The organism is Numidum massiliense (assembly GCF_001375555.1).
In the GTDB taxonomy this organism is placed as follows: Bacteria; Bacillota; Bacilli; order Thermoactinomycetales; family Novibacillaceae; genus Numidum; species Numidum massiliense.
The window spans coordinates 1834635-1859168 of the sequence record NZ_CTDZ01000009.1; the positions used below are offsets into that span (position 1 = coordinate 1834635).

The following is a 24534-nucleotide window of genomic DNA, read 5'->3' on the forward strand; positions in this document are numbered from 1 at the left end:
TCGTAGTTTCAATTCCTCATAGGTAAGATCAAAGCCTGCCGCAGAAAAATTCGAGGAGTGGGTTTTCGACGTTTCAATTCCTCATAGGTAAGATCAAAGCAACCAGAAAGGTGACCATCACCACTACCGGCATCCAAGTTTCAATTCCTCATAGGTAAGATCAAAGCCCAAAAAAACCTTGCTAGTGCTACTAAGTATACATTATGGATCACACGACAAACAACCTACCCATCTAACTGAAACCATTACAAAACACAATCCTACCTTCCCCTTACTCCTCTATCCTCCCAAACCCTCCCCTTCTCATATTGTCGTCGATCTCCCGGGGTTACAACGCTATAGGAGGTCGACGACAAAAAAGCAACCAGCTAACGAAAACCGATTTGCGCACCAAACCGACCCTTCCAAATTATTAATTCAACTTCATTGTAAATACCACCTTACACAAAGGCAACACAAAAAACCTAACCAATTTAACACAAATAATATAACACTAGAAACCGGACGGCGGCCCGGTGTACCCTCCCGGCAATAACATATTTCGCCCCCCCACTCCCCTCCCCAAACCGCCCCAAAACGTTCATACATCCCCAAAAACACATATGCTATACTTGGCATGTGTCGCCTACTTGCCTCTTAAAACCCGACACCACAAAAACTGCATCTTCACCTCCGAGCCACGCGATCTAAGGGCTACACAACCCGTCATGCGCACCTACCACGCAATGAACAGCATGACACCTATCGACACCTGCCTACGAGCGCGCGGCCTGGACCGTAGAGTCCACGGGGTATACATGGAAACGTGTATGCCTTCCCATTTGTCGTAAAGGAGGCACTAGCGGCTCATCAACAGAGAGAGTCTTAGTTCCTTACGGCCTAAGACTCTTTTTTATTTGTCAAAAAACGTACCGTTAAACTTCTCAAATCTCTCAAACCTATCAAAAAATCGTACAAACAAGAAAGGAGGCCCTCCCTTGCAGCGCTCGACAGCTCCAGATCATCCGAAAGCCCCGTCAGCTCACGGAACCGCCACCGATCAACAAGCCGCCACCCGATCACACCTTAAGTCGCGGCTCAAATGGTTGCTCATCGTGCTTTCGCCTGTCATCGTCACCTTGTGTGCGCTCCCACTCGGCCGCTACCCCGTCTCGTTGGAACAACTGTGGCTAGCGCTCGCGGGATTCGTCAGCGGTACCGACTACGGCCTGCCCGATCCGATCGCCAACGTACTGTTCAACATCCGCCTGCCGCGCATTGCGGCGACGCTGCTCGTCGGCGCCGCGCTCGCCGTGTCTGGGTCGGCGTACCAGGGCATTTTTCGCAACCCGCTCGTCTCCCCCGACATTTTAGGGGCAAGTGCGGGTGCGGGGTTTGGGGCAGCGCTCGCCATCTTAATGTCGTGGAGCGTCTTCAGCGTGCAACTGTCGGCGTTTTTGTTCGGCGTGTTAGCTGTCGCGATTACATACGGGCTGAGCGCGCGCATGCGCCAAGGGGATCGCACACTCGTGCTCATCCTGACGGGCGTCCTCGTCGGCACATTGTTTTCTTCGTCAATCTCCTTTATAAAATACGTCGCCGACCCGTATGACAAGCTGCCGGCGATCACTTTTTGGCTGATGGGGAGTCTCGCCTCGGTGAGTGCGAAAGACGTCTACCTCGTCCTCGTGCCGATCGTGCTCGGATTCGTGCCGCTGTACCTCGTCCGCTGGCGCTTAAACGTCATTTCCTTCGGTGACGAGGAGGCGCAGGCGCTCGGCATCAATACAAAACGGTTGCGGCTGGTTACCATTTTTTGCTCGACGCTGTTGACCGCTTCCGTCGTCGCCATTAGCGGCATGATCGGCTGGGTCGGGCTCGTCATCCCGCACTTGGCGCGGGCACTCGTCGGACCGAATTACCGCGCACTGCTGCCGGCGACGGTCTTTATCGGGAGCGCCTACATGCTACTCGTCGACACGCTAGCACGCGTGCTGCTGCCGGTGGAGATTCCGCTCGGCATACTGACATCATTTATTGGCGCGCCCTTCTTCATTTTCTTACTCGCGCGCTCGCGGAAGGGATGGGCATGAAACTCGAAATTAAACAAGCTGCTTTTCAGTACGGCGCAAAAAAAGTGTTCGACAATGTATCGCTCTCGCTGGAAGCGGGTGAAGTCCTGTCCATACTAGGACCGAACGGTACCGGGAAGACGACGCTGTTCAAAGTCGTGTTGGGCTTTTTAAAACCGCAGCGAGGCGAGGTGCTTTTGAACGGGGAAAACTTACACGCCCGCACGCCGCAACAAATCGCGCACTTGATCGGCTACGTGCCACAAAACCATACGCCGCCCTTTCCGTTTACGGTACGGGACGTCGTGTTGATGGGACGTACGGCGCATCTGTCCCGCTTTGCCGCCCCATCAAAAAAAGACGCCGCCATTGCCGAGCACGCCTTAGAAGTGCTGAGGATTGCCCACTTGCGCGATCACATGTATACCGAAATTAGCGGTGGCGAGCGGCAACTCGTCCTCATCGCCAGGGCACTGGCACAACAACCGCAAATATTAATCATGGACGAGCCGACATCGAACTTAGATTTCGGTAACCAAGTCAAAGTGCTGCACCACATCAAGCGACTCGTCGACGGAGGGCTTGCCGTCATTATGTCGACGCACCATCCCGATCACGCCCTTCTATTTGCGACGAAAGTTGCGTTGATGAAGGGAGGCGGGTTAATCGAAGTCGGAGCGCCAGAAGACGTCATTACAGCCGAGAATTTACATAAAATTTACGGCGTCCAAGCAAAAGTCGCAAGTTTTTCATTAGGCGAAAACCGTGAAGTGAAGACGTGTCTCCCACTTTTGTAGCTCCTAGCTCCGGGATGCAAGTTGTGAACCTTGTCGTCCCATCTGTCACACGTAAACACGTGTCTTACAATGTCCTTTTTCAAAAAAATGTTAGAGTGGAGTGGTGTAACGTGAAGAAAAAAGCACTCATTATCCTTACCGCGCTCATGCTAATTGTCGGTCTCATCGGCTGTCAAGCCGCACCGGACAAGCAAGCCTCGTCCGGAAGTGAGACGACAAAAACGAACGATGCCAAGACGAATGAAGAAAAAACTGACAATGAGAAAGACGGCAACAAAGACGGTGAAGCCACTGCTGACTTTCGCGAAATAAAGGACATGTCCGGCCGTACCGTTAAAGTACCGGCCAAAATTGAAAAAGTGTTTGGGACGAGTGAAATTAGCACGCTGTTCCTCTATTCGTTAGCACCGGACAAAGTGGCGGCACTAAACCGCGAGCTAACCGCGGACCAGAAAAAGTTTTTTGACGAGAGGATTCACGATTTACCCGCGTTAGGCAGTTGGAAAGGCAAAGGCGGGGACACGAACTTAGAAGAGATTTTAAAGGCCGAACCGGACATCATCATTAATATGGGGGACATGGACGAGCGCTACCAGTCTGGCGCAGACGAAATGCAAGAAAAACTCGGCATCCCCGTGTTGTTGATCGACGGCAGCCTGGAGAACTTACACGACGCGTACCGTTACGCTGGCGACCTCCTCGACGTCAAAGAGCGCGCCGACACGTTGGCCGAATACTGTGAGACGGCGATGGCCAAAGTGACTGACACCGTGAAGGACATTCCGGAGAAAGACCGCCTCCCCGTCTACTACGCGGTCGGCATGGATGGCCTAGAAACGGCGCCTAAAGGGACGATTAACACCGAAGTGCTCGAGCTGGCCGGCGGGGACAACGTCGCCAGCACCGGAGACAAGCCGCGGGGCAAAGCAGTCGAAGTATCGATGGAACAAGTGCTGAAGTGGGATCCAGAGCTCATCGTCGTCAGCCCGGCTTTTGACTCTGAGACAAACGAAGCGTACGACCTCATTTTAAAGGATGACAAGTGGAAAGACCTTAAAGCCGTGAAAAATAAGCTCGTGTTCGAAATTCCGAACCTACCGTTCAACTGGTTCAACCGCCCACCGACGATTAACCGCATCCTCGGCGTGCAATGGTTGACGAACTTGTTGTACCCGGAACAATACGACATCGATCCGGCCGAGACGGCGCAAGAGTTCTTCTCCACCTTCTATCAAGTGGAGCTATCTGACGACGACATCGGCGAATTACTCAAACACGCCGTACGGGAAAAATAATCGGTACCACAAAAGACGACGCGACATTGAGGGGGCAGCCTCCCTCAATGTCCGAAACGCACGCATTCGTTCGTCACAAAGTCTTCTGCTCCATAAATCTTATGCTCTATAAGTTTTTACCCACGTATTTATGTTCCCGCACAAATTGAAGATGACCGTCGTCAACGGTGTTGTCTCACTTTTGACAAGCTGTATATACTAATAGCCACATGGAGGAATCCTCAAATGTTTAAAAGAAACGTGTTTATTGCCCTCTTAGTAGCGATGTTGTTGCTCGTAGGCTGCACGAATGACTCGGGTATGCGTACCGAGCAACCCGCGCCGCAGTCGAAAACAGAAAATACATCGAAAGGAGATCAGGACGCTAAGGACGGAACAGACGCAAAAAAGGACGTCAAAGGTGAAACGGTCGAGTTAAATGTGTCGGCGGCGATTAGTTTAAGTGACGTGTTAAAAGAGGTTGCCGAAACGTATGAAAAAGATCACCCGAACGTGCGCATTACGTACAACCTCGGCGCTTCAGGTAGCTTACAGCGGCAAATTGAGCAAGATGCACCGGTTGACTTGTTTATTTCTGCCGGAAAACCGCAGATGGATGCCCTCGTCGAACAACAACTGATTGACAAAGCGCAAACAGCGACTCTCGTGCACAACGCGTTAGTACTCATTCAGCCAGCTGAGGCTGACCAAGAGCTCAAAGGAATGAAAGATTTAACGACAGACAAAGTGACACAACTCGCGGTCGGGGAACCGGAATCTGTTCCCGCCGGCAACTACTCGCGGCAGGCACTAGAGCACTTTAAACTGTGGGACAAACTGCAGCCGAAAATCGTCTTTGCCAAAGATGTGCGGCAAGTACTGACCTATGTGGAAACGGGCAACGTTGACGCGGGTCTCGTCTACCATTCCGACGCCTTGTCCACCGATGCTGTCAGCATCGTCGAAACGGTCGATTCGGCTAGCCACGACCCGATTGAATATCCGATCGGCATCGTCAAAAAAACCGCTCACATCAAGGAAGCGGAGCAGTTTTACAACTACTTGTTATCGGAGAAGACTGCCCCACTGTTTGAAAAATACGGGTTTGACCCGGCTAGTAACTAGTAACTAGTAAATAGAGAGGTTGTCGTCTGTTGATACATTCTTTTTGGGACCCGGTGCTATTGTCAATTCGCGTCGCCCTACTCGCAACGGCAATCGTCATCGTGTGCGGTACAGCGATCGGCTGGTGGATGGCTCGCTACACCTTTCCGGGAAAAGTTATCCTGGAAACGATCCTTATGTTGCCGCTCGTTTTACCGCCAACCGTCGTCGGGCTCGGACTGCTCATGCTATTCGGTAAGCGCGGTTGGATTGGCGAATGGCTCGATCAGACGTTGAACGTCTCCTTGCTGTTTACTTACTGGGGAGCAGTACTCGCGGCAGCCGTCGTCTCCTTTCCGCTCGTGTATCAGACGATTAAGACGGGCTTCACCTCGATCGACAAAAACTTAGAGCTCGTCGCACGCTCCGACGGCGCAAACGGGTGGAAAGTGTTTTGGCACATTAGTCTTCCGCTCACATGGCGTCACATTTGTACAGCGATCGTCTTCGGCTTCACCCGCGGATTGGGGGAATTCGGTGCCACGTTAATGTTTGCCGGCAACATCCCGGGCAAAACACAAACGATCCCGACGGCGATTTACGTCGCCGTCGAATCGGGGCAAATGGCCATCGCCGGCACGTGGGCACTTAGCATGGTCGTCCTGTCGTTCGCCATGTTGCTCGTCGTCTACCGATTACAAAATAACACGGAGTGAGCACACCACCTGTTTCAGACTGACTGACAGAACTACTTTGTTTAAACTTACAGATTCTGTGACAAATACTGTGACAAAACAGATATTGTAACAAATACTCCAACAGATACTACTCTGTTCCTGGACAAGCGGAATCGAGTAGTTTTTTGTCAATCGCAGCAAAGACCGCTTCCGGATTCACGTGCGGGATCATGTGACCAGTGTGGGCAACACGACGAGCTTAGATGTAGGAATGTCGCGGTGTAACCTAAAAGACTGCTGCTCCGGATTAAAAGAATCGGCATCCTAAGGCGACGCTCGTGACGGGAACACGAATGAGGCGGTAACGCTCACTTAACGAGTTAATACAGTCGGACTAAATGTCGCGACATCTTCCCTGTTCGCCTTAAACTGACGCGGCAGCGGCCAAAGGTCTGCAGCAACTTTAAAAAAAGCTCTTCAAAATAAGCTGGAGATACCGGATCGGGGGAGAACGTCGCCTGAAGCGTCGGCTTGACCATCCGTCCGCCTAAAGGGACTAATAACGTCGGTAAGAGAAACTTGCCGAGGATAGGCGTACGTACGACGGCATTGAGAATGTCGTCCGCTTGACTCGTCGGGTATGCGTTGCCCCGTAGGCCGCCGGGGCGAGCAACACGATGTGGGAAACGTCGTCCGGATACAGGAATACAGGAGTGCGTATGCGAGGACGAGTGTACCGTTCCACGAATGACCGTGGGTCCCCTTAATCCGGTTTGGCCCAAACCAAATGCACCATTCCCGCCAGATAATGCTCCGCTCGCTCGACGACGATTCCGGACGACCGGATGAGGTCCATCACGTCCCTCGTCTGGTGACACCCGACGACGCGATATGAAAGGGGATTCAACACTTTTTGTACAGAGGCAACAATACGGTTGGAGCTAATTCCGTGTTCCATGAGCAAGATACGGCCATCTTTTTTACACCATCGCCTGCACTTTTTTAAAAAGCGTAACGGGGCGTTGTAGCTGCATAACGACAACGTCGAAACAACCGTATCGAACGAGTCGGGAGCAAACGTGATGTCTTCGATGTCAGCTTGCACAAACTCGGCTGTGATTCCGTATTCTGCCGCTGCTTCTCGCGCCTTTTGCAACATTTCCGGACTGAAGTCCACCGCTGTCACTTCCACCCGCGCATCGAAAAAAGGAAAATTGGCGCCTGCCCCGACACCCAGTTCCAACACCTGCCCCTCTGCCGTTTGCAATAGCTTTTGCCGCCACTGTTTTTGCTCTAGCCTTTTCCGCCTTTTTTCGTACATGCGTGCCTGTTTGTCAAACTTTCCGATTAGCTTCGCCCGCTTCATCCGTACATCTCCTTTTCTGACCCTTTCCGAATCCGTAAGATTTCCTCTTGTCCTGGAGCCGTAAGTTGCCAACATCGGTCGAATCCATGACATTTCATCTTATTCTTGCGCCCGGCGTTCAGAGCTCCTAGGCGTTTATTTCCCCTCATTCCCTTGCCGGACGTAACCCTTTCCACAACACGCGGGAAACGTCTGGAACGAGCGAGTTAGCTGGCACGCGTTCGGGATCGATCAACCACGTGAGCAAAAAGCCGTTGACGAGCGCGTACAACATGGTCGTTACTGCCTTTGGATCGATATCTGCCGCTAGTAAACCTTCTTCCTGCATTTTCGCGATAAGCGAATCAGTGCCGTTAAACATTTTTGCATACGTGTCACGTAGTTTTTCTTTGATCGCCGGCTCGCGGCTGGAGGTGATGAACTCGAAGAAAAGCATCGGATCACCTTCCCTTCGCTCACAACACGCCAATTGCGCTTGCAACCACGAAGCGAGTGCCTGTAGCGGTTCCGCCGTCGCAAACATATCTTTCGCTTGGCTGGACAGCTGTTGCAACTGTTGTGCCATGTTGCGATCGCAAATCGCGAGAAACAGGTCACTTTTCCCGGAAAAATGCCAGTAAACAGCGCCTTTCGTCAGCCCGGCATCAGCAGCGACTTGTTCTAACGTCGCCCCGTCGTACCCATGCGCCGCGAACACCCGGGCAGCCGCATCCAAAATGCGCGTGCGTGTGTCTGCCAGCGGTTGCCCCCCTGCCGCCTGCCACTCCGCTAACAACTTGCGCATTTCTTGTTTACTCCCAAAGTGCCGCCTGACGACCGTCCAGTGTACGCCGACAGTTTGAGCAATCTCAGCAAACGTAATTTTGTCAAACGGGCGCTGTTCGGCCAAGTCGTAAGCGGCCTGTCTTATTTGTTCGTGCAACGACATGCAATGACGTCTCCTTCTAAGTGTGTGTTTGTACGATGAAACGACTGGACGTACCAGTATTATATTCCCGTACTTATAAGTATGTGAATATTATAAAGAAGTGTGTAACCGCCGTCAAGATGAATGAAATTATTTAATGTGGAGTAGTTGTGACTATGATATAGAGTGCGATACAGTTCCCAAAAAACCTACCACGAGAACCCCGCTACCATTTCTCGCAGTGATGGAAACGACGGCAACTGCTTCTCGCCAAACCCCAAACTGAGTAGCTTCTTCGTCTCCACAAAACGTTCCCTATCACCGGGCGTCCCCATGACGACCGAAATTAAGCGCTGTTCCCCTCGCTTCGCCGTGCCAGCGAAACAGTATCCGGCGCTGTCGATAAACCCTGTCTTTAACCCGTCGACACCATCGAACCGGACGTTCGGGTCGCCCGCGGCTAACATGCGGTTCGTGCTGGCTAACACGGAGCCGTCGAAGTTTAATGCATACTGAGCTAAATGTGCTGTATCTAACACCTCGGGGTAATCGTCGAGTAAGCGTTTGGCGAGGCGCGCGACGTCTTCCGCGGTCATGAGCGACGACGTACCGTTCTCATCAAGTCCCGTCGCATTAATGAACGTCGTCTTAAGAGACAGTCCGAGTGCTTTTGCCTTCGCGTTCATTAACTGAGTAAATGCTTCTTCACTACCCGCAATGTGTTCTGCGAGAGCGACGGCCGCATTGTTGGCAGAGGCGACGACGACGGCACTGTACAAATCGCGCACGGTCAACGTGTCCCCTGGATGGATGTCTATTTTTGCCCCTTCCTTATACGCCGCGGCTCTGCTAATCGTCACTGGATCGTCCCAACCGATCGCGCCGTCACCGATCTTTTCTAACACGATATATTCGGTCATCATTTTCGACATACTTGCCGGCGGCAGCGGTTCGTCGCTATTGTGCTTGAACAAAATTTTTCCCGATTGCGCATCGATAAGGATGGCCGCTTTGGCGTGAATGGATAGGCCCTTCGTATAAAAGATCCAACCGTTTAACACGACAAATACAGCCGCTAAAAAGAGAATGCATCTAATGGACCGCTTCGACACTTTCGCTTTGGACGTTTTCATTTTCATAGTTCCCCCTCACACGTACACAGTATATGTGCAAAAGCTCAATTGGCAGCTAAGCAGGAGTAAAGAAACGCTAAAGATTACGCTAAAAAAAACACAAGCTAACAAGCTTAAGATGAAAGGCTAAAGGAACCACCCCTGCCTGCGACGGACTCTCCGCGGTGTACCTTTGCTTTTGTTTTGTGCACATCTTTCATGATTGGCAGCACGGCACACGAATATACCCGGGACAGTCGTACACAAAAACCGCACCAACATATTGCAAAACGATCCCAAAAAAATAAGGCACCCCCGGATCATTTCCGGTCGATGCCTTAGAATCGCTCATCGTCACTTCTCATTTTAATTATCCTACTACAGTGTTTCCGTTCACTTATAGGCCCGCAACTGCGCATCGGATTATTCTCGCTCATTAATTGGCACGGCACGTTGCCATCCATCGTCCAATTACCACCGCGCCACCGTACAACCGTTATGACGTAATCCGGTATGCGTCTGTTTGATTCGTTAATAGCTGGCTTCTTAATACCGACATTTTTTCATCGAGGGAAAAAGCAGCTTCTGCGATTTCCATCAATTGTCTCTTTGACGCTTCCGGTACTTCCCCGCCTTCGTACTTGTAATTCAGTTTATGTTCCGTGGATGCCCAAAAATCCATCGACAGCGTACGTAGCTGGATTTCTGCCGGTACCCACAACACGTCGTTGGATAAAATGACTTGTGTCTCTACGACGAGGTGCAAGCTTTTATAGCCGCTCGGTTTCGGGTTTTGAATGTAATCTTTCACTTCTACGACGCGGATGTCTTCGCGCTGATCGATATGTTCGCTAAGCATGTATACGTCGTCGAGGAAACCGGTCACGATCCGTAGACCGGCGATATCCTTTATGTTCGCCTGTACAGATTCCTTCGAAAAAGGTAAGTTTCGTTTCTCTAGTTTTTTCAAGATCGACTGCGGTGTTTTCAATCGCGTTTTTAAATGTTCAATCGGGGAATAGCCGTGCTTTGATTGCCATTCCAAATCGATAATTTGGAAGTCACTCACTAACTCTTTCAAAGCCATCTCATACTGCCGAAAAAACGTCCCCCAATTTTTCTCGATCCGATCGAGCAATTCTGCACCGATTAGCTTGGCGGTCATACGTATCCACTCCCTACCGTATAAATGAGGGCCGCTTATATTATACCATTCGGCAGTCACCTGTTTCACCCATTACAACATCTAGTTCAAATTGATTTCAGATTTTTACGTACCGTTCGGTATACGGCGGTTCAGCGAACGACCTTTTTTCTTATGCATCTGGTTGTGCGCTACGGAGCTGTGCTTGCTTCAGGTTTTCAAAAGTGCGGCCGGTACGTCGAGGGCGTACAGTTGTCGGTAACGCGCACTTTGCGCCAGTAACTCACTGTGTGAGCCGGTCATCGCCACCTGCCCGTCTTCGAGAAACACAATATCGTCCATCTGCTCCACGCCCGTCAAATGGTGTGTCACCCACAGCAACGTTTTGTCTTTCGTCACTTGAAACACGGTCGACAGTAGCGCATTTTCGGTGTGCGGGTCGAGCCCGATCGTGGGCTCATCCAATACGACGATCGGCGCATCTTGCAACAAAATGCGCGCTAAAGCGATGCGTTGCCGTTCCCCGCCGGAAAACCGCTGTCCCATTTCGTGTGTCAGTGTGTCGTAACCGTGTGGAAGCGATTCGATGAGTTCGTGCAGTTGCGCTTTGCGCGCCGCCTCGCGCACCTCTTCGTCCGACGCATCTGGTCGCCCGAGGCGGATGTTGTTCCCGACCGTCGTGTCAAACAAGTGCGGGCTCTGGTTCAACACCGAGACGACGCGGGAGATACCGTCGCCCAACCGGTGCACGTCGATCCCGTTTGCGGTCACAGAACCCCGTTCCGGTTGTAGGGCACCTTGGACGAGTTTCAGCACCGTCGATTTACCGGCCCCGCTACGCCCGATGAGGGCGACTTTTTTCCCGTGCGGAATGTCGAGGGAGACGTCGCGCAAGATCCAGTTGACGATCCCCGGGTAGCGGTACGACACGCAGTCCAAGCGGATATGCACGGACTGAGCAAACGCCACTGGGGACGGCGCGATGCCGTTCGGTGACACGACGCCCGACGGGGGTACACGACTCGCGTCCCCTTCGCCCTGCCGCAGCGCCTTCACCTCGCCACCACCGATTACATGCTCTTGCGAAGTGCCTTCGTTCGCACCCTGTCCACCCGTCTCTCCTTGTTGACTTTGTTCAGCCTGCCTCTCCTCAACCGCGGCGATGCGTCGCAAAGAGTCGTTGTAGCGCGGCAATTTTTCCACCGCTTCCGACATTGGGACGAACGTGTTCATCAACGGCAATGTCACTAAGACGAACGCCGCAATGAGCACCGCAGACAATTCGTCTGCCGCCGCTTGCTGTCCGCTCCACGCCACCATCGAAAGCACAGCGACGGCAAGGACAGCTTCGGCGAGCAAGCCCCGCCAGTGCGCCCACGCGTGTACCTTCCGTTCGACGCGTGCCAGTTCGCGTTCACTCGCTTCGTAAGCGCGCACGAATTCATCTTTTCTACCACTGACGAGCCAGTCGTTAATACCGAGTACCGCGTCCGTCAGCTTCTGGTACAACTGATTGCGGCCACGCTTTAACTGGACGTGTTTGCGCCGCGTCACAGCTAGTGAAAGGAGTGGCAGCACAAACACGAGGACGGCGGCGTACAGTGCCATGAGCAAAGCGAACGACCAGTCAAACAGCCCGACGGAAAAAATGAATATACCGTAAATACATAAAGAGACGAGACTCGGAAAAACGGTGCGCAAGTAGACGTCTTGCAAATGCTCAATGTCGTCGGACAGCACACCGAGCATGTCCCCGGTTCGGTAGCGGGAACGAATAAACAGCGCTTGCGGCTCTAAAACGACGTACAGCCGTTCCCGCATCGCGGCTAATATGCGCAAGACGGTGTCGTGGCCGACGAGTCGCTCCACATAGCGAAGGGCTGCCTGTCCGATGCTGAAGGCCCGCACGGCGACGATTGGGACGTACAGCAGCATAATATTGCGCGGGCGCAGCGCCGCTTCCGATATTAAGTAACCGGATGTGAACATGAGCGCGGCCGAAGAAGCGACGCCGAGTACCCCTAACGCCACTGCCAACAATAAGCGCCAACGATGTTTTTGGACATACGGGCGCAGCCATCCTTCGCCGTTCATCGAATCCCCTCCACTTGCGACCGAATCAAGTTGTAGTAGACGCCCTGCTTCTTCACGAGTTCTGCGTGTGTTCCGCTTTCCGCCACCCGCCCGCGTTGGAGTACGACAATGTGATCCATGTGCGGCATCCAGTGGAGGCGGTGGGTAGCGAGAAAGACCAATCTGCCTGCAAACAGTTGCAACATCGTCTGTTTCAACTCATATTCCGTTTCCACATCTAAATGGGCGGTCGGTTCGTCCAACAAGACAATCCACGGCTCGCTTAAAAACGCGCGCGCGAGTGCGACACGCTGTTCTTGACCGCCACTTAACGGGCGCCCGCCGTTACCGATCACTTCGTCATAACCGAGCGGCAACGTCTTGACGAAACGTTCCAACCCAGCAGCCCGGACCGCACGATCGACGTCTTCCTCGGACGCATCGGGGGTGTAAAAGCGGATGTTATCGCCAAGCGTCGCATTAAAAATGTACGGGTGCTGCGGGATGTACGTCGTCTGTGCGTGCCAGGCGCCGTCGTTGAGTGAATGGCGCACGGTTCCGTCCCAGGTGATCCTTCCGCGCGAAGGGTGTAAAAACCCTCCTAACACGTCGATCAAGGTCGACTTGCCCGCCCCACTCGCCCCGACGATGCCAACTTTTAACGTCCCTTGTACGTCGAGTGACACGTCGCGCAGCGAAAAAACGGTACCTTGTTCGTCTTCCGCTTCAGAAGTAGCAGCCTCGTCCCCGCTCTCATTTCCGTTCCTCTCTTGCTTCGCGCGGATCGGCTCCTGCTGCGTACGCACCCCTTCGTTCTCCCGATCATCGTCTCCTTTGCGGTGCGCCACCGTCACACCGCTCAGTGACAAGCGACTGTCTGCGCCCCACGGCTTTACCCGTGTCGCTTCACCTGTCGCCTCACCGGTAGGATGCGCCAAGATCGCCTCAATGTTTTCTTCCGCTGTCTGCCCGTCCAATGTGGCGTGAAAATCCGCCCCGACGTCGCGAATCGGCAAGAAATACTCGGGCGCCAAAATGAGCACCGTAAGCGCCGTCGACAAACCGATCGTCCCGTCGACGAGGCGCCACCCGAGACCGACCGCGACGAACGCAACGGCGAGACTCGTAAAGAAATCCAACGCAAATGAAGAAAGAAAAGCGACGCGCAACGTGCGCACCGTCGCCGAGCGGTATTGGTCGCTTACGCGGGCGATCGCCGTCTTGTGCCGCTTACTTTGCCCTAAAAACTTTAGCGTCTCCAAGCCGCGCAGGGTGTCGACAAAGTGGTTGGACAATATGCGGTACGATTGCCACTGCTTATCCATCTGTTTCTTCGCCGCCAACCCTAGCAAGATCATAAACACAATAATGATCGGTACGGTGACGATTAAGAGCACCGCCGACATTTTATCTTGCCAAAACACGTAGGCGACGATAACGACTGGTAAAATCGCCGTGCCGACCAGGCGCGGTAAATACAGTTCGATATACGTACGCAACTGGGAAACGCCTTCTAGCGCTAAAGTGACAAGTTTGCCCGTCCCTTCGGAACGGGCAAAGCGTGGACCGAGCGCAAACAGTTTTGCCAGCAACTTTTTGCGCGTCCGGGTTGCCGTTTTGTCGGCGAAGCGGTAAGCGAGCTTTTGGCGCACAAACGTGAGCACGCTTCGTCCCATGAACGCACTGACAAAGATAAACATGTCTCCGTACAAATTCGCCACCGACTCGCCGTAGAAGAGCGCCGTTACCATCCGCGCGAGCCAAGCTGCTTGCACTATGATACAACCACTCTGAAGCAAGGTGATGACGCTGAGCGCCAAAAAGTGCCGCTTAACACCGTCGTATGACGGCAACTTTCTTTTTCTGTCCATCAGTACTCCATTTGTTCTTTGTGCTTAATTCGTTTGCGGAACACGTAGTAGCTCCACACTTGGTACCCTAACACGAATGGAAGTAACGTCAGCGCAATGTATGTCATCACCTTTAGCGTATAAGCGCCAGAAGCGGCGTTGTAAATCGTTAAGCTGTTTTCCGGACTGAGCGAGCTAATTAAGACATTCGGGAACAATCCGATAAACACACTTGCCACGGACAAAATAATGACTGTCCCCGTCATCGCAAACGCCCAGCCGTCGCGTTCTCTTTTTAGGAAGTGACCGGCGGCGGCAAAAGCGACGACACCAAGGGCAATGAGCGCAGTCCACAAGACCCCGTGCTTCGCAAAAATGTCGGTACTGAAGTACGTCATCACCGCAAACGCGCTGAGGACAATCGCGACAGCCGGTCCGACTTTCCAAGCGGCTTGCCGCGCCCGCTCCCGCATCTCACCCGTCGTGCGCAACGTAATGAACACGAGCCCGTGTAACACACAGAGGAGCAAGGCCGCGACGCCGCCGAGCAGAGCATAACCGCTCAACAGTTCAAACAGACTGCCGACAATTTCTTTCTGACCGTCGATCGGCACGCCGCGGATGAAGTTGGCGAACACGACCCCGAACAAAAACGGCGGTAGCAAACTACCGTAAAACAGGGCAGCGTCCCACGTCTTTTTCCAGGCGGTGTTTTCTACCTTACCCCGAAACTCGAAGGAGACACCGCGAACGATGAGCGCAAGTAACAAAATGACGAACGGGATGTAGAAGCCACTGAACAACGTCGCATACCACTCGGGGAAGGCGGCAAACATGGCCCCGCCAGCCGTCAGTAGCCACACTTCGTTCGCATCCCAGAACGGTCCAATCGTATTGATCACCATGCGCCGTTCCAAATCGTTTTTTCCGAGGATGCGCGACGCGATCCCGACGCCGAAATCAAAACCTTCCAGGAAGAAAAAACCGACAAACAACACCGTAATTAAGACAAACCACAACGCATTAAGCGAGAGCATTGTACCCCTCCTTGTCGAACGGGTCGGTCGTATGCATATCGTCAGACTGCTGTCCGACACCTTCGCGGCGAATGACGCGGGTGAACAAATAGGCACTAGTTGCAGCGAGAATCCCGTACAGTGTCGTAAAGGCGATGAGCGAAAACAGCAAGCTACCAGCTGTCACGGAGGGCGACACCGCGTCTTCGACCCGCATCACCCCGTACACGACCCACGGTTGCCGACCCATCTCTGCCATCAGCCAGCCAGTTGTGTTCGCAATGAACGGTAGGGCGATGGCCCAAACCATAAACTGTAAGTAGCGTCGCTTCAGCTCCAGCTTCCCTTTGCGCGCGTAAATGAAACCGAAGATTGCCAGTAAGGCCATAATGCCCCCGAGTACGGTCATAATTCTAAAGCTCCAGAACGTCGTCTTTACTGCTGGGATGTAATCGCCCGCACCGAGCTCACTCTCGAAAGACGCCTGTAGCTCATTCATCCCTTCGATCGAACCACTGAACTTGTTGAACGATAAGAAACTGAGCATGTACGGAATTTTTATTTCCGCCGAGTTTTGTTTGTTTTCCGTGTCAATATTGGCGAAGACAGTAAACGGCGCCGGATCTTCACTGTGCTCCCACAGTGCCTCGGCGGCAGCCATCTTCATCGGCTGGCTTTCCACGAGAAATTGCGCTTGTTGGTGCCCGGCTACAATGACGAGCAAGCTCGAGATGAGCCCTACCGAAATCGCGATAAAGAAAGACTTTTTAAACATGTCTTTGGCGTGCCCTTTTAACAACTTCCACGCACTGACCCCAGCGATAAAGAACGCGCCGGTCGCGAGGGCCGAGAACAACACGTGCGGGAACTGTACCCACAAGTGTGAGTTCGTGACAATGCTGAAGAAATCGTTCATTTCCGCACGGCCGTTTTGCAGTGCGTAGCCTACCGGCGACTGCATAAACGAGTTCGCGGACAAAATCCAAAACGTCGACAGGACCGTACCGATCGACAGCAGCCAAATACAGGCGAGGTGTACCTTCTTCGATAAACGATCCCACCCGAACACCCACAAACCGATAAACGTCGACTCTAAAAAGAACGCGGCCAACGCTTCAATGGCGAGCGACGGTCCGAAGACGTCGCCGACGAAACGGGAATAATTCGACCAGTTCATACCGAATTGAAACTCTTGTAAAATACCTGTGACCACGCCGACGGCGAAGTTAATGAGCAACAGCTTGCCCCAAAACTTCGTCATCCGCTTATACGTTTCGTTTCCTTTGACTACGTACAGCGTCTCCATTATGGCCACTAAAAATGCTAAGCCAATCGACATCGGGACAAAAATGTAGTGAAAAATGGTCGTTGCTGCGAACTGGATCCGCGCAAGAAGTAATGCGTCCAATACTCTCTCCTCCATCCTAATAGTGATCCAGCGTAAAAAATATCGACTAGAAAGGCAATAAACATACTTCTGCATAACGATAAATAACTTTGTTCATATATGCACATATATGCAACTCCCATCACCATTACACGGGAGCTTGCACGGTTTCACTCGAATACACGAGTGATCTTACTTTTTATTTTATGATGTTTTGAAACAGAGCGCATGTGAATTATGTCACAAAAGTGGGGCTAAGCAGTGGCATTTTTGCGACTATCGTATGGCTAAACTGTGTCGAGCAAGGGCTAACCCCGCGCCGCGCACCAGTTTGTACGCGGCTTAAGTCAGCCCTTTCCTTAAGAATGTGGCAATGCGGAGGATCTGTTCTCAGGCAACTTCTTCTCCACACCGTATGCGATTGCGTCTATATACTATTCTGTGTGTGAGTACTTTCTTACAGTGCTATTGACGAATCCAGCGCCATATTTCTTTCGGTGTCGCGTTTTTCCCGTACAGCAAAATGCCAGTGCGGAAGATCTTACCCGCAGCTTTCATCGCGAACCAAATGCTAACGCCGAGAACGAGCATTGTCAACACGACATCGAGCACTGGCAGTTCCGGACTAGCCGCGATGCGCGCCACCATCACCCCGGGCGTCGTCAGTGGAATATACGACGCGACGCGGGCGACAACACCGTCTGGATTGCTGAACACAGGAGCGATTAACATAAATTGCACAAAGGGAGCTAAAAACACGAACGAATGAAAGTTTCCTGCAGTGCTCAAGTCGTCAATCGTTGCGCCGAAACTCGCGAAAATTCCCGCGAACAACAAATAACCAGCTAATGCGTAAAACAGTGCCAGAGCGAATTCAGGAACGAACAAATGGGGTAAAATATTGATATCAAACACCATTTGTACGAACGGAATACCGAATATGAGCCAGACGACGACTTGGGAAATACCGATGACGAAGTGCCCGATAATCTTCCCTTGCATGAGACTCGTCGCTGACACGGACGACAAAATCATCTCCGCAATTTTATCTTTTTTCTCTTGCATCGAACTGTTGAACGGTCCCATCCCTTGCATGACGATCCCGAACAAAAACACCATCGCCACAGCGGAGGGGATCATGTCGCCGAATCCGTCGGCCTCGTCAGGCTCGTGAATCCCATGCTCACCCGCGTTCCCCACTGTGGCCGACTTAGCGTCCTCTTTAGACGCATCCGAACTTGTGCCATTATCAGCCGCGATTCCTTCGCCCCCTGCTACCGATGCGGCATCGTCCGGTGCTTCTGCAGCGGTGGCAAGTGGCAGTTCGTCGAGTATCACAGGCGCGAGTGCGCGCTCGGCATCTTTTTCACTCAACCCTTGCGCCATCAACCCGTGCTTTTGTAAGGCGCTGTCCACGATGTGCTCCACGGCCATACGCTGTGCGTAGCTTAGATCGGCCCCCGTATAGAGGTCAACCCTATTATCCTTTAAGCCACGTGCGTCTAATACGACGATCCCTTCCGCCGCATCTTCGGCGATGGCGGCTTGAAGTTTTGCCACATCGCCGCTATATTTTTTCACGTGCACGGAGTCGTCGTGCAGTTCGGCCGCCTGTTCAACTGCCTGATACACGTTCAATCGGTCGACGACGTGTAGCGTATACGTTTTTTCCTCATCCTTAAACAGCTGGGGCAGCATGCCAAAGGCGACAAACAGAATCGGCGTTAACAGCACCGAAATAATAAAGGACTTGTTTTTCATGTGGCGCGTCATTTCCCATGAAGCGACTTTCCAACTATCCCGCCACGTTTTCATCCGATGTACCTCCTTTAGCGACACTGACAAAAATGTCGTGCAGCGAGATGCGGTCGATTTTCAGCTCATCGATGCGGAGCTGTTCTGGTAAGGCTTTAAGTACGTGGAGCGGATTGGCGTCGTGCGTCAAGTGCAGCGTCAATTGACGCGCGCCCCGGACGACTCGTTCCACGCCCGGCACCCCCGCCAGATCGACGTCGCCGTTGTCACCGACAATGTCGCACTTAAAGTTGGCGTACGTTTCCTTAATCTTGTCGAGGTGACCGTACAATATTTTTTGCCCGCGGTTGATCATGTAGATGCGGTCACACAATTCTTCGACGAGGTTCATCTGGTGCGCGGACAGCAAAATCGCCTTCCCGTCCGCCGCCAGCTGTTTAATCTCCGTCTTGAAGACGTCTTGGCTCACAGGATCCAAGCCAGAAAACGGCTCATCGAGCACGATGATGTCCGGATCGTGAACAATCGAAGCGATAAATTGCACTTTTTGCGCCATCCCTTTGGACAGCTCTTCAATTTTCGCCTTCTCTTTTCCTTTTAAATCAAATTTTTCTAAGTACTGTAATGCCCGTTGCCGCGCCTTGTCTAGCGGGTAATCTTTCAATTTGGCAAAGTAAAGAATAATGTCCATCACTTTTACACTGCGGTATAACCCGCGTTCTTCCGGCAAAAAACCAATCGCTTCCCGCGGCACGTCTGTCGTTTCCCGCCCCTCAAGCGAAAATTGTACGCGCCCTTCATCCGGCAAAATAATGCCCATCAAGCAACGAATCGTCGTCGATTTTCCGGCCCCGTTCGGCCCTAAAATGCCGAGGATCTCCCCCGGGTACACCTCTAAAGAGATGTCGCCCAAGACGCGCCGCTCTTTAAACGACTTGCCGAGCCCGTGTATTTGTATAACTGGTTTCACGTTGTATTCCCCCGTTCTATCGTCTATGGCATACCCTTTATTAACGTTCGATAGATGTTAGACCTTCTTCGAGCGACTAATATTAGACCCTATTACTTATACGAGCAAATTCCGATTTTGTTTCAAAAAAATATATATGTAATGAGGTCATACGCTACAGCGATCTTGTCGTAAAATACGTATAGGACGCGTGCCCATGAAGGTGGCGCAATGAGGACACGCGCTGAAGAAAGTAAGCATTTACTAGTTTACTAACGGTTCGAAAGGAGTGCACAGTACGATGCGGGAAAAATTTGCGGTTCAGTTGTACACGTTACGCGATCAGTTGGAGGAAGATTTTCGAGGTGTACTCAAACAACTTGGACAGATGGGTTGGGCCGGGGTGGAACTTGCTGGCTTACACGGTTATCCAGCCGAACAAATTGCCGACTGGCTACAAGCATGCAACTTGGAGGTCGCGGGCATGCACGTCGACATCGCGCGACTCGAAAAAGAGTTGGAGGACGTACTTGCCGAAGCGCGCTTATTTCAGACGCGGGATATCATTTGCCCATATTTAATAGAAAGTATACGGCACGAAGCAGGTTACAAGAAAGTGCGCCAGACGTTGAACGACATTGCCGAAAAAGTAGCGCCACAAGGATTCCGCATCAGCTACCACAACCACGACTTTGAGTTTAAGACGACGGTCGCGGGGACATCGGCCCTCGAATACTTACTTGCGTCCACTGCAGACAACGCTGTACTGGCAGAAATCGATGTTTATTGGGTAAAAAAAAGCGGTCGCGACCCGCTTACGTTTATAGAACCGTATGCGTGGCGCATGCCGCTCGTGCACTTGAAAGATATGACCGCCGACGCACGCGAAACGTTCGCGGCCGTCGGGAGCGGCTGCATCGATTTTGCTCCCATCCTCAACTGGTGCGAACAAAACGGCGTCGAATGGTACATCGTCGAACAGGACGTCTGTCCGGGGAACCCACTGCACAGCATCGAAGCGAGCTTACGCCATTTGCAGCAATTGGCTAGCTACATTTGACAACACGAAGTTTGGCGGGGAACGCCCGTCCCATGTAGTTACACATATACTTCATAGGCGGGCGATCTGCCGCCTATAGCGGCGGGACGGCGGGCGGATTGAAACGTCTATTTTTGAGGTAGCACCCGGTACGTCCAATACGTCTCTTGTGTGAGCCAGGCGAGCAATTCCGGATCGTTCGCCTCAAGTTTCGGTTGCCACTGCCGCATCATCCACTCCGTTTGCGAGCGGTGCGCGCGCAGTACGTCAAGCTTCCGCTGCAGCACGTGGCTGATGTCGTTGACGACGTCGGGCTTGCCGAGCACGTCCTCACAGCCGTGCGAGAACGCTTTGCAGTAAATTTTTGGCCGTTGCTCTTTCGGCAGACGTTGCGCTGCGCGAATGACGGCCGCCCCGAATGCGTCGTGGTCGGGGTGTACCGCAAATCCCGGATAAAACGTAATGATGAGCGACGGGTTAATCTCGTCGATAATCGCTGTCATTTTATCGGCGACGAAATCTTCGTCCTCAAATTCAATCGTCTTATCGCGCAAACCGAGCAAGCGCAAGTCTTGAATGCCCATAACCGCGCAAGCGGCTTGTAGCTCCTGTTTGCGAATTTCCGGAAGCGTCTCCCGCGTGGCGAAAAACGGCTGCCCCATGTTCCGCCCCATCTCCCCGAGCGTGCCGCAAGCATAAGTGACCGGTACGCCTTTTTCCGTATAGTTTATAATCGTTCCCGCAACGCCGAACGCTTCGTCGTCCGGATGCGGAAACGCAACGAGCACATGGCGTTCCATCGGATCCCCCCTTTTTTAAAACAAAATGTATATGACGCCTTAATGTATACGTCTGCAACGTTTCTCGTACGCAACAATGCCAGTACCAGTGTTGCATTTTCAAAACGCCGGCATCGCAGCGTTTCATTGCTATATCCGACTCGTCTATATCCGACTCGCTGTACGTTCGTTACCGAAATGGCGTCTTACTTAGTTGTAAGGCGGCAGCGAGCTTTCCTTCCGCATTGTGCCCGGCGAGCAGCAATCGGCCTTGCCCGTCAACTTCCCAATCGGTGAGCCCTTCCGCGTACACCCAGCCGTCGTCTAGTTTCAAACCGACGCGAAACGGCCCCGCACCAGTGATTTTTCCGCGGGAGTAACGGATTTTTGCATTGCGGATAAACGCACCGACGGACAACTCCTTTTGGCGATAACCGGTATAGGCGCCGTTCGTCGTCTCTAGATGCAAAAACAGCTCGACGTTCGCGAAATCGTTTAACACCTTTTGCACATTTTCTCGCTCAATCGGTCCCATGTCAACCTCCCTAACTCCGTTATATCGTCTCATGCTCATTATACCATTAACATTTTTGCTAACAGCAACATTTTTAGGGAAAGATCCAGTCCATCCGCTCCGTCTATAACAGCAAATGAGCGTCTCAATCCACCTGGATCGAGACGCTAGAACTTACCATGCGCGCTTATAATGCTAATGATGTGAATCATTTTAATACTACAAGCACGCTTATAATGCCGGGACATTCGCTAACACTTAATTTCCGCGTTGCTGCGGGCATAGTAGTACCAGTTAATCCCAAGGCTAATGACGTACAAGGCAATTAAAATATACAGAGCTGATACTGCCGACCCGCTTTGCTCGATCGACCACCCGAACAGTTTCGGGATAAAAAAAGCGCCGTAAGCCGCAATCGCAGCCGTAAAACCTAACACGGGCGCAGCCTCTTTTTCCGGGAAAATGATCGGGATCATACGGAACGTCGAACCGTTAGCAATACCAGTCGTCGTAAACAAAATGAGGAACATCGTCAAAAACCCGGCAAAGTTGTGCTGCTCGAGGAAATAGACGACTCCAAACGTCGCTAAAATCATCACTGCAAAGTCCCAAAACGTCACGCGCGCCCCACCGAGCTTGTCCGCAATCCACCCGCCGACCGGGCGAAACGCGGCCCCGACTAACGGCCCTAGAAACGACAAGTGCATCACATTCAACTCGGGAAACTCACTGTTGATCAGGAGCGGAAACACCGCCGCAAACCCGATAAAAGAACCGAAACACATCGTATAGAGCCACGTCATAATCCACGTATGTTTCCGTTTGAAAATAACGGCCTGCTCTTTGAAGGACTGTTTCGCACTCGGAATGTTGTCCATACAAAACATGGCCGCAACGACCACGACGACGATCGGGATGACCCAGAAGTAGGCCGCATTTTGCAACCAAATATGGTCGCCGTTTTCCAGTAGTTGCCCGCTCCCGCCAAGCGCACCGAACATGCCTGCGGTAATGACAAGCGGCGTGACAAACTGGACGACACTGACCCCTAAGTTGCCGATGCCGGCATTAATGCCGAGCGCAAATCCTTTGTGCTTTTTCGGGAAGAAAAAGCTAATGTTCGCCATCGACGAGGAGAAGTTCCCGCCGCCGAACCCGCACATCGCCGCCAAAATAGCCAACGTCGTAAACGATGTATCTGGATTTTGCACCGCCACTCCGATGCCGATCGCCGGAATGAGCAACATCGCGGTCGAAATGACCGTCCAGTTCCTACCGCCAAATATGCCGACGAAAAAAGTGTAAAAGATACGCAAAGTAGCGCCGACTAAACCAGGCAACGCCGCCAGCGTAAACAGTTGACTCGGTGTTAAATTAAACCCGATGTCATTCAAGCGTGCAGCCGCAATGGACCAAATTTGCCAGACGATAAAGGCGAGTGTTAAGGCAAATACAGAAATCCACAAGTTGCGATTGGCGATCTTTCTCCCTTCCCGCTCCCAAAATTGCTCATCTTCCGGATTCCAATTCGCGCCTACGCGTTTCATCGCTAAAACCTCCATATTGTATCGTTTGCACGAAAGCGCGGACCGTCTCGTCGCCCGAGCACAGCTATTTAGGGCCCACAAGATCCACAAAGTCACATCGGCAAACGATATATTGTGATGGTTATCACAAGTGTTCTTCCCCTCAATCGTAAGAAATGGGGCGGTTTCGCGATGTGAAGAAGTTAACATTCTGGCACTTTTTCGCAAATTTATCACAAAGCGTTACAAACTTCATATAGATGTTTGCTATATGATAAAAATAGTACTTAAGGCATGAAGGAGAGTGACCATGTCTACAAAGCACGTCAAACCGACGCAATCGGTTAAAATTGAACAACTGTTACAGATCGCCGACCGCAAGTTTTACGCTAAAAGAGGGACGTACCTGTTTCGCGAAGGGACAGTCGCGGACGAGCTTTATGTCATCGCCTCAGGCAAAGTGGAAATTAGTAAACTAACTTCCGACGGGCGAAAGCTTTCCTTACGCATTTGCGACAAAAACGAAATTTGCGGCGAACTCACATTGTACACACAGGCGCCGATCACGTATTTATTTAACGCACTGGTCATGGAAGATGCAAAGGTTTACGCCGTAAAAAACCACGTGTTAGAAAAAGAAATCTTTCACAATAGCGAACTCGGCTTGGAGTTTATTAAGTGGATGAGTGACCACGTGCGCAAGACGATGACGAAGTTTCGCGACCTCGTCTTACACGGGAGAAAAGGCGCACTATACTCTACGTTAATCCGCATGACGAACAGTTTTGGCGTACCGGCCGCGGACGGTATTTTAATCGACCTGTCGCTGACGAATCAGGAATTAGCCAACTTTTGCGGGATCTCGCGCGAAAGTACGAACCGCATTTTGAACGAACTGAAAGACAAGAACGTTATTTCCATTAATAAAAAGAAAATTACCATCCATGACTTGCAATTTCTCAAAGAAGAAATCAACTGTGAAAACTGCCCCGCCGTTTACTGCAGCATTGAGTAGATGCCCCGCGTACCGTTCCCGGGAACGGCATGGCCTTGGCTAGGCCAACTCGAAGTTACCGATTCGCGCGGCGATCTCCTACGTTAAACGTGTCACGGACGCCTCACTCCCCCATTCGCAACGCGCTCCCCACTAATAGCGCATCCCTCACATCACATAACAGCACGCCACAAAAAAGCGGCAAATGTTTGACATTACC

The 24534-nt window shown here is 52.0% G+C and carries 20 protein-coding genes, 1 CRISPR repeat array and 1 riboswitch (1 of these 22 cut by a window edge); of the genes, 7 read left to right on the plus strand and 13 right to left on the minus strand.

Going from position 1 to position 24534, the window contains the following annotated elements:
* A CRISPR array of direct repeats spans window positions 1–167; the repeat unit is 30 nt; unit sequence GTTTCAATTCCTCATAGGTAAGATCAAAGC (it extends 2479 nt beyond the left edge of the window).
* 491 nt (window positions 168–658) lie between these two features.
* Window positions 659–851, plus strand: a riboswitch (molybdenum cofactor riboswitch).
* A 126-nt stretch (window positions 852–977) separates the two neighbouring features.
* The 5 genes from BN1247_RS08995 to modB all read left to right on the plus strand — a co-directional run bounded on the left by BN1247_RS08995 (window position 978) and on the right by modB (window position 5942).
* A complete protein-coding gene (locus BN1247_RS08995) occupies window positions 978–2072 on the plus strand; it encodes a FecCD family ABC transporter permease (protein WP_082415866.1) in 1095 nt (364 codons plus the stop codon).
* On the plus strand, window positions 2069–2848 hold the full coding sequence (locus BN1247_RS09000; protein ID WP_054950081.1) for an ABC transporter ATP-binding protein: 780 nt from the start codon (window positions 2069–2071) through the stop codon (window positions 2846–2848). Before BN1247_RS08995 ends, BN1247_RS09000 begins: the two co-directional genes overlap by 4 nt.
* 110 nt (window positions 2849–2958) lie before the next feature.
* Window positions 2959–4143: an ABC transporter substrate-binding protein gene (locus BN1247_RS09005; protein ID WP_054950082.1), complete on the plus strand. Its 1185-nt coding sequence runs from the start codon at window positions 2959–2961 to the stop codon at window positions 4141–4143.
* A gap of 225 nt (window positions 4144–4368) precedes the next feature.
* A complete protein-coding gene (gene modA / locus BN1247_RS09010) occupies window positions 4369–5247 on the plus strand; it encodes a molybdate ABC transporter substrate-binding protein (protein WP_054950083.1) in 879 nt (292 codons plus the stop codon).
* Between the two features lie 53 nt (window positions 5248–5300).
* A complete protein-coding gene (gene modB, locus BN1247_RS09015; RefSeq protein ID WP_231633221.1) occupies window positions 5301–5942 on the plus strand; it encodes a molybdate ABC transporter permease subunit in 642 nt (213 codons plus the stop codon).
* Window positions 5943–6666: 724 nt separating this feature from the next.
* On the opposite strand, the gene BN1247_RS09020 is transcribed toward modB, so the two are convergent.
* From BN1247_RS09020 to BN1247_RS09065, 10 genes are all read right to left on the minus strand, one after another.
* Entirely contained in the window at window positions 6667–7269 is a 603-nt protein-coding gene (locus BN1247_RS09020; RefSeq protein WP_054950085.1) for a class I SAM-dependent methyltransferase, read from the minus strand.
* A 145-nt stretch (window positions 7270–7414) separates the two neighbouring features.
* A complete protein-coding gene (locus BN1247_RS09025) occupies window positions 7415–8197 on the minus strand; it encodes a TetR/AcrR family transcriptional regulator (RefSeq protein ID WP_054950086.1) in 783 nt (260 codons plus the stop codon).
* Between the two features lie 188 nt (window positions 8198–8385).
* Window positions 8386–9309 carry a D-alanyl-D-alanine carboxypeptidase family protein gene (locus tag BN1247_RS09030; protein ID WP_054950087.1) on the minus strand — a complete coding sequence of 308 codons (924 nt, stop codon included), beginning with the start codon at window positions 9307–9309 and terminating at the stop codon, window positions 8386–8388.
* A gap of 475 nt (window positions 9310–9784) precedes the next feature.
* Window positions 9785–10453 carry a GTP pyrophosphokinase gene (locus BN1247_RS09035; protein ID WP_082415868.1) on the minus strand — a complete coding sequence of 223 codons (669 nt, stop codon included), beginning with the start codon at window positions 10451–10453 and terminating at the stop codon, window positions 9785–9787.
* A gap of 189 nt (window positions 10454–10642) precedes the next feature.
* Window positions 10643–12526 carry a thiol reductant ABC exporter subunit CydC gene (cydC, locus tag BN1247_RS09040; protein WP_054950088.1) on the minus strand — a complete coding sequence of 628 codons (1884 nt, stop codon included), beginning with the start codon at window positions 12524–12526 and terminating at the stop codon, window positions 10643–10645.
* A complete protein-coding gene (locus BN1247_RS09045; RefSeq protein ID WP_054950089.1) occupies window positions 12523–14376 on the minus strand; it encodes an ABC transporter ATP-binding protein/permease in 1854 nt (617 codons plus the stop codon). Before BN1247_RS09045 ends, cydC begins: the two co-directional genes overlap by 4 nt.
* A complete protein-coding gene (gene cydB, locus BN1247_RS09050; RefSeq protein ID WP_054950090.1) occupies window positions 14376–15392 on the minus strand; it encodes a cytochrome d ubiquinol oxidase subunit II in 1017 nt (338 codons plus the stop codon). Before cydB ends, BN1247_RS09045 begins: the two co-directional genes overlap by 1 nt.
* Window positions 15379–16779 carry a cytochrome ubiquinol oxidase subunit I gene (locus BN1247_RS09055; RefSeq protein WP_054950091.1) on the minus strand — a complete coding sequence of 467 codons (1401 nt, stop codon included), beginning with the start codon at window positions 16777–16779 and terminating at the stop codon, window positions 15379–15381. Before BN1247_RS09055 ends, cydB begins: the two co-directional genes overlap by 14 nt.
* A 444-nt stretch (window positions 16780–17223) precedes the next feature.
* Window positions 17224–18573, minus strand: coding sequence for an ABC transporter permease (locus BN1247_RS09060; protein ID WP_054950092.1), 1350 nt, complete (start codon window positions 18571–18573; stop codon window positions 17224–17226).
* Window positions 18554–19483 (minus strand): ABC transporter ATP-binding protein, encoded by a 930-nt coding sequence (locus BN1247_RS09065; protein ID WP_054950093.1) that lies wholly within the window; start codon window positions 19481–19483, stop codon window positions 18554–18556. The genes BN1247_RS09060 and BN1247_RS09065 overlap by 20 nt, the downstream gene beginning before the upstream one ends.
* A 280-nt stretch (window positions 19484–19763) precedes the next feature.
* Here BN1247_RS09065 and BN1247_RS09070 point away from each other — a divergent pair, with 280 nt between their 5' ends.
* Window positions 19764–20522 (plus strand): sugar phosphate isomerase/epimerase family protein, encoded by a 759-nt coding sequence (locus BN1247_RS09070; RefSeq protein ID WP_054950094.1) that lies wholly within the window; start codon window positions 19764–19766, stop codon window positions 20520–20522.
* Window positions 20523–20629: 107 nt separating this feature from the next.
* Here BN1247_RS09070 and bshB2 read toward each other — a convergent pair whose 3' ends face one another.
* From bshB2 to BN1247_RS09085, 3 genes are all read right to left on the minus strand, one after another.
* Window positions 20630–21301 (minus strand): bacillithiol biosynthesis deacetylase BshB2, encoded by a 672-nt coding sequence (gene bshB2, locus BN1247_RS09075; protein WP_054950095.1) that lies wholly within the window; start codon window positions 21299–21301, stop codon window positions 20630–20632.
* 169 nt (window positions 21302–21470) lie between these two features.
* Entirely contained in the window at window positions 21471–21815 is a 345-nt protein-coding gene (locus BN1247_RS09080; protein ID WP_054950096.1) for a YojF family protein, read from the minus strand.
* 230 nt (window positions 21816–22045) lie between these two features.
* Complete coding sequence (locus BN1247_RS09085) at window positions 22046–23341, minus strand: NarK family nitrate/nitrite MFS transporter (protein ID WP_054950097.1); 1296 nt, start codon at window positions 23339–23341, stop codon at window positions 22046–22048.
* A 289-nt stretch (window positions 23342–23630) separates the two neighbouring features.
* Between BN1247_RS09085 and BN1247_RS09090 the strand changes: the two genes are divergently transcribed.
* Entirely contained in the window at window positions 23631–24335 is a 705-nt protein-coding gene (locus tag BN1247_RS09090; protein ID WP_054950098.1) for a Crp/Fnr family transcriptional regulator, read from the plus strand.
* The last annotated feature ends 199 nt before the right edge of the window (window positions 24336–24534 follow it).

Coding starts and splice junctions, on each gene's coding strand:
- BN1247_RS09000 (WP_054950081.1), top strand. CDS start 2,069: ATGAAACTCGAAATTAAACAAGCTGCTTTTCAGTACGGCGCAAAAAAA.
- modA (WP_054950083.1), top strand. CDS start 4,369: ATGTTTAAAAGAAACGTGTTTATTGCCCTCTTAGTAGCGATGTTGTTG.
- BN1247_RS09020 (WP_054950085.1), bottom strand. CDS start 7,269: ATGAAGCGGGCGAAGCTAATCGGAAAGTTTGACAAACAGGCACGCATG.
- BN1247_RS09025 (WP_054950086.1), bottom strand. CDS start 8,197: ATGTCGTTGCACGAACAAATAAGACAGGCCGCTTACGACTTGGCCGAA.
- BN1247_RS09030 (WP_054950087.1), bottom strand. CDS start 9,309: ATGAAAACGTCCAAAGCGAAAGTGTCGAAGCGGTCCATTAGATGCATT.
- BN1247_RS09035 (WP_082415868.1), bottom strand. CDS start 10,453: ATGACCGCCAAGCTAATCGGTGCAGAATTGCTCGATCGGATCGAGAAA.
- cydC (WP_054950088.1), bottom strand. CDS start 12,526: ATGAACGGCGAAGGATGGCTGCGCCCGTATGTCCAAAAACATCGTTGG.
- BN1247_RS09045 (WP_054950089.1), bottom strand. CDS start 14,376: ATGGACAGAAAAAGAAAGTTGCCGTCATACGACGGTGTTAAGCGGCAC.
- cydB (WP_054950090.1), bottom strand. CDS start 15,392: ATGCTCTCGCTTAATGCGTTGTGGTTTGTCTTAATTACGGTGTTGTTT.
- BN1247_RS09060 (WP_054950092.1), bottom strand. CDS start 18,573: ATGAAAACGTGGCGGGATAGTTGGAAAGTCGCTTCATGGGAAATGACG.
- BN1247_RS09070 (WP_054950094.1), top strand. CDS start 19,764: ATGCGGGAAAAATTTGCGGTTCAGTTGTACACGTTACGCGATCAGTTG.
- bshB2 (WP_054950095.1), bottom strand. CDS start 21,301: ATGGAACGCCATGTGCTCGTTGCGTTTCCGCATCCGGACGACGAAGCG.
- BN1247_RS09080 (WP_054950096.1), bottom strand. CDS start 21,815: ATGGGACCGATTGAGCGAGAAAATGTGCAAAAGGTGTTAAACGATTTC.
- BN1247_RS09085 (WP_054950097.1), bottom strand. CDS start 23,341: ATGAAACGCGTAGGCGCGAATTGGAATCCGGAAGATGAGCAATTTTGG.
- BN1247_RS09090 (WP_054950098.1), top strand. CDS start 23,631: ATGTCTACAAAGCACGTCAAACCGACGCAATCGGTTAAAATTGAACAA.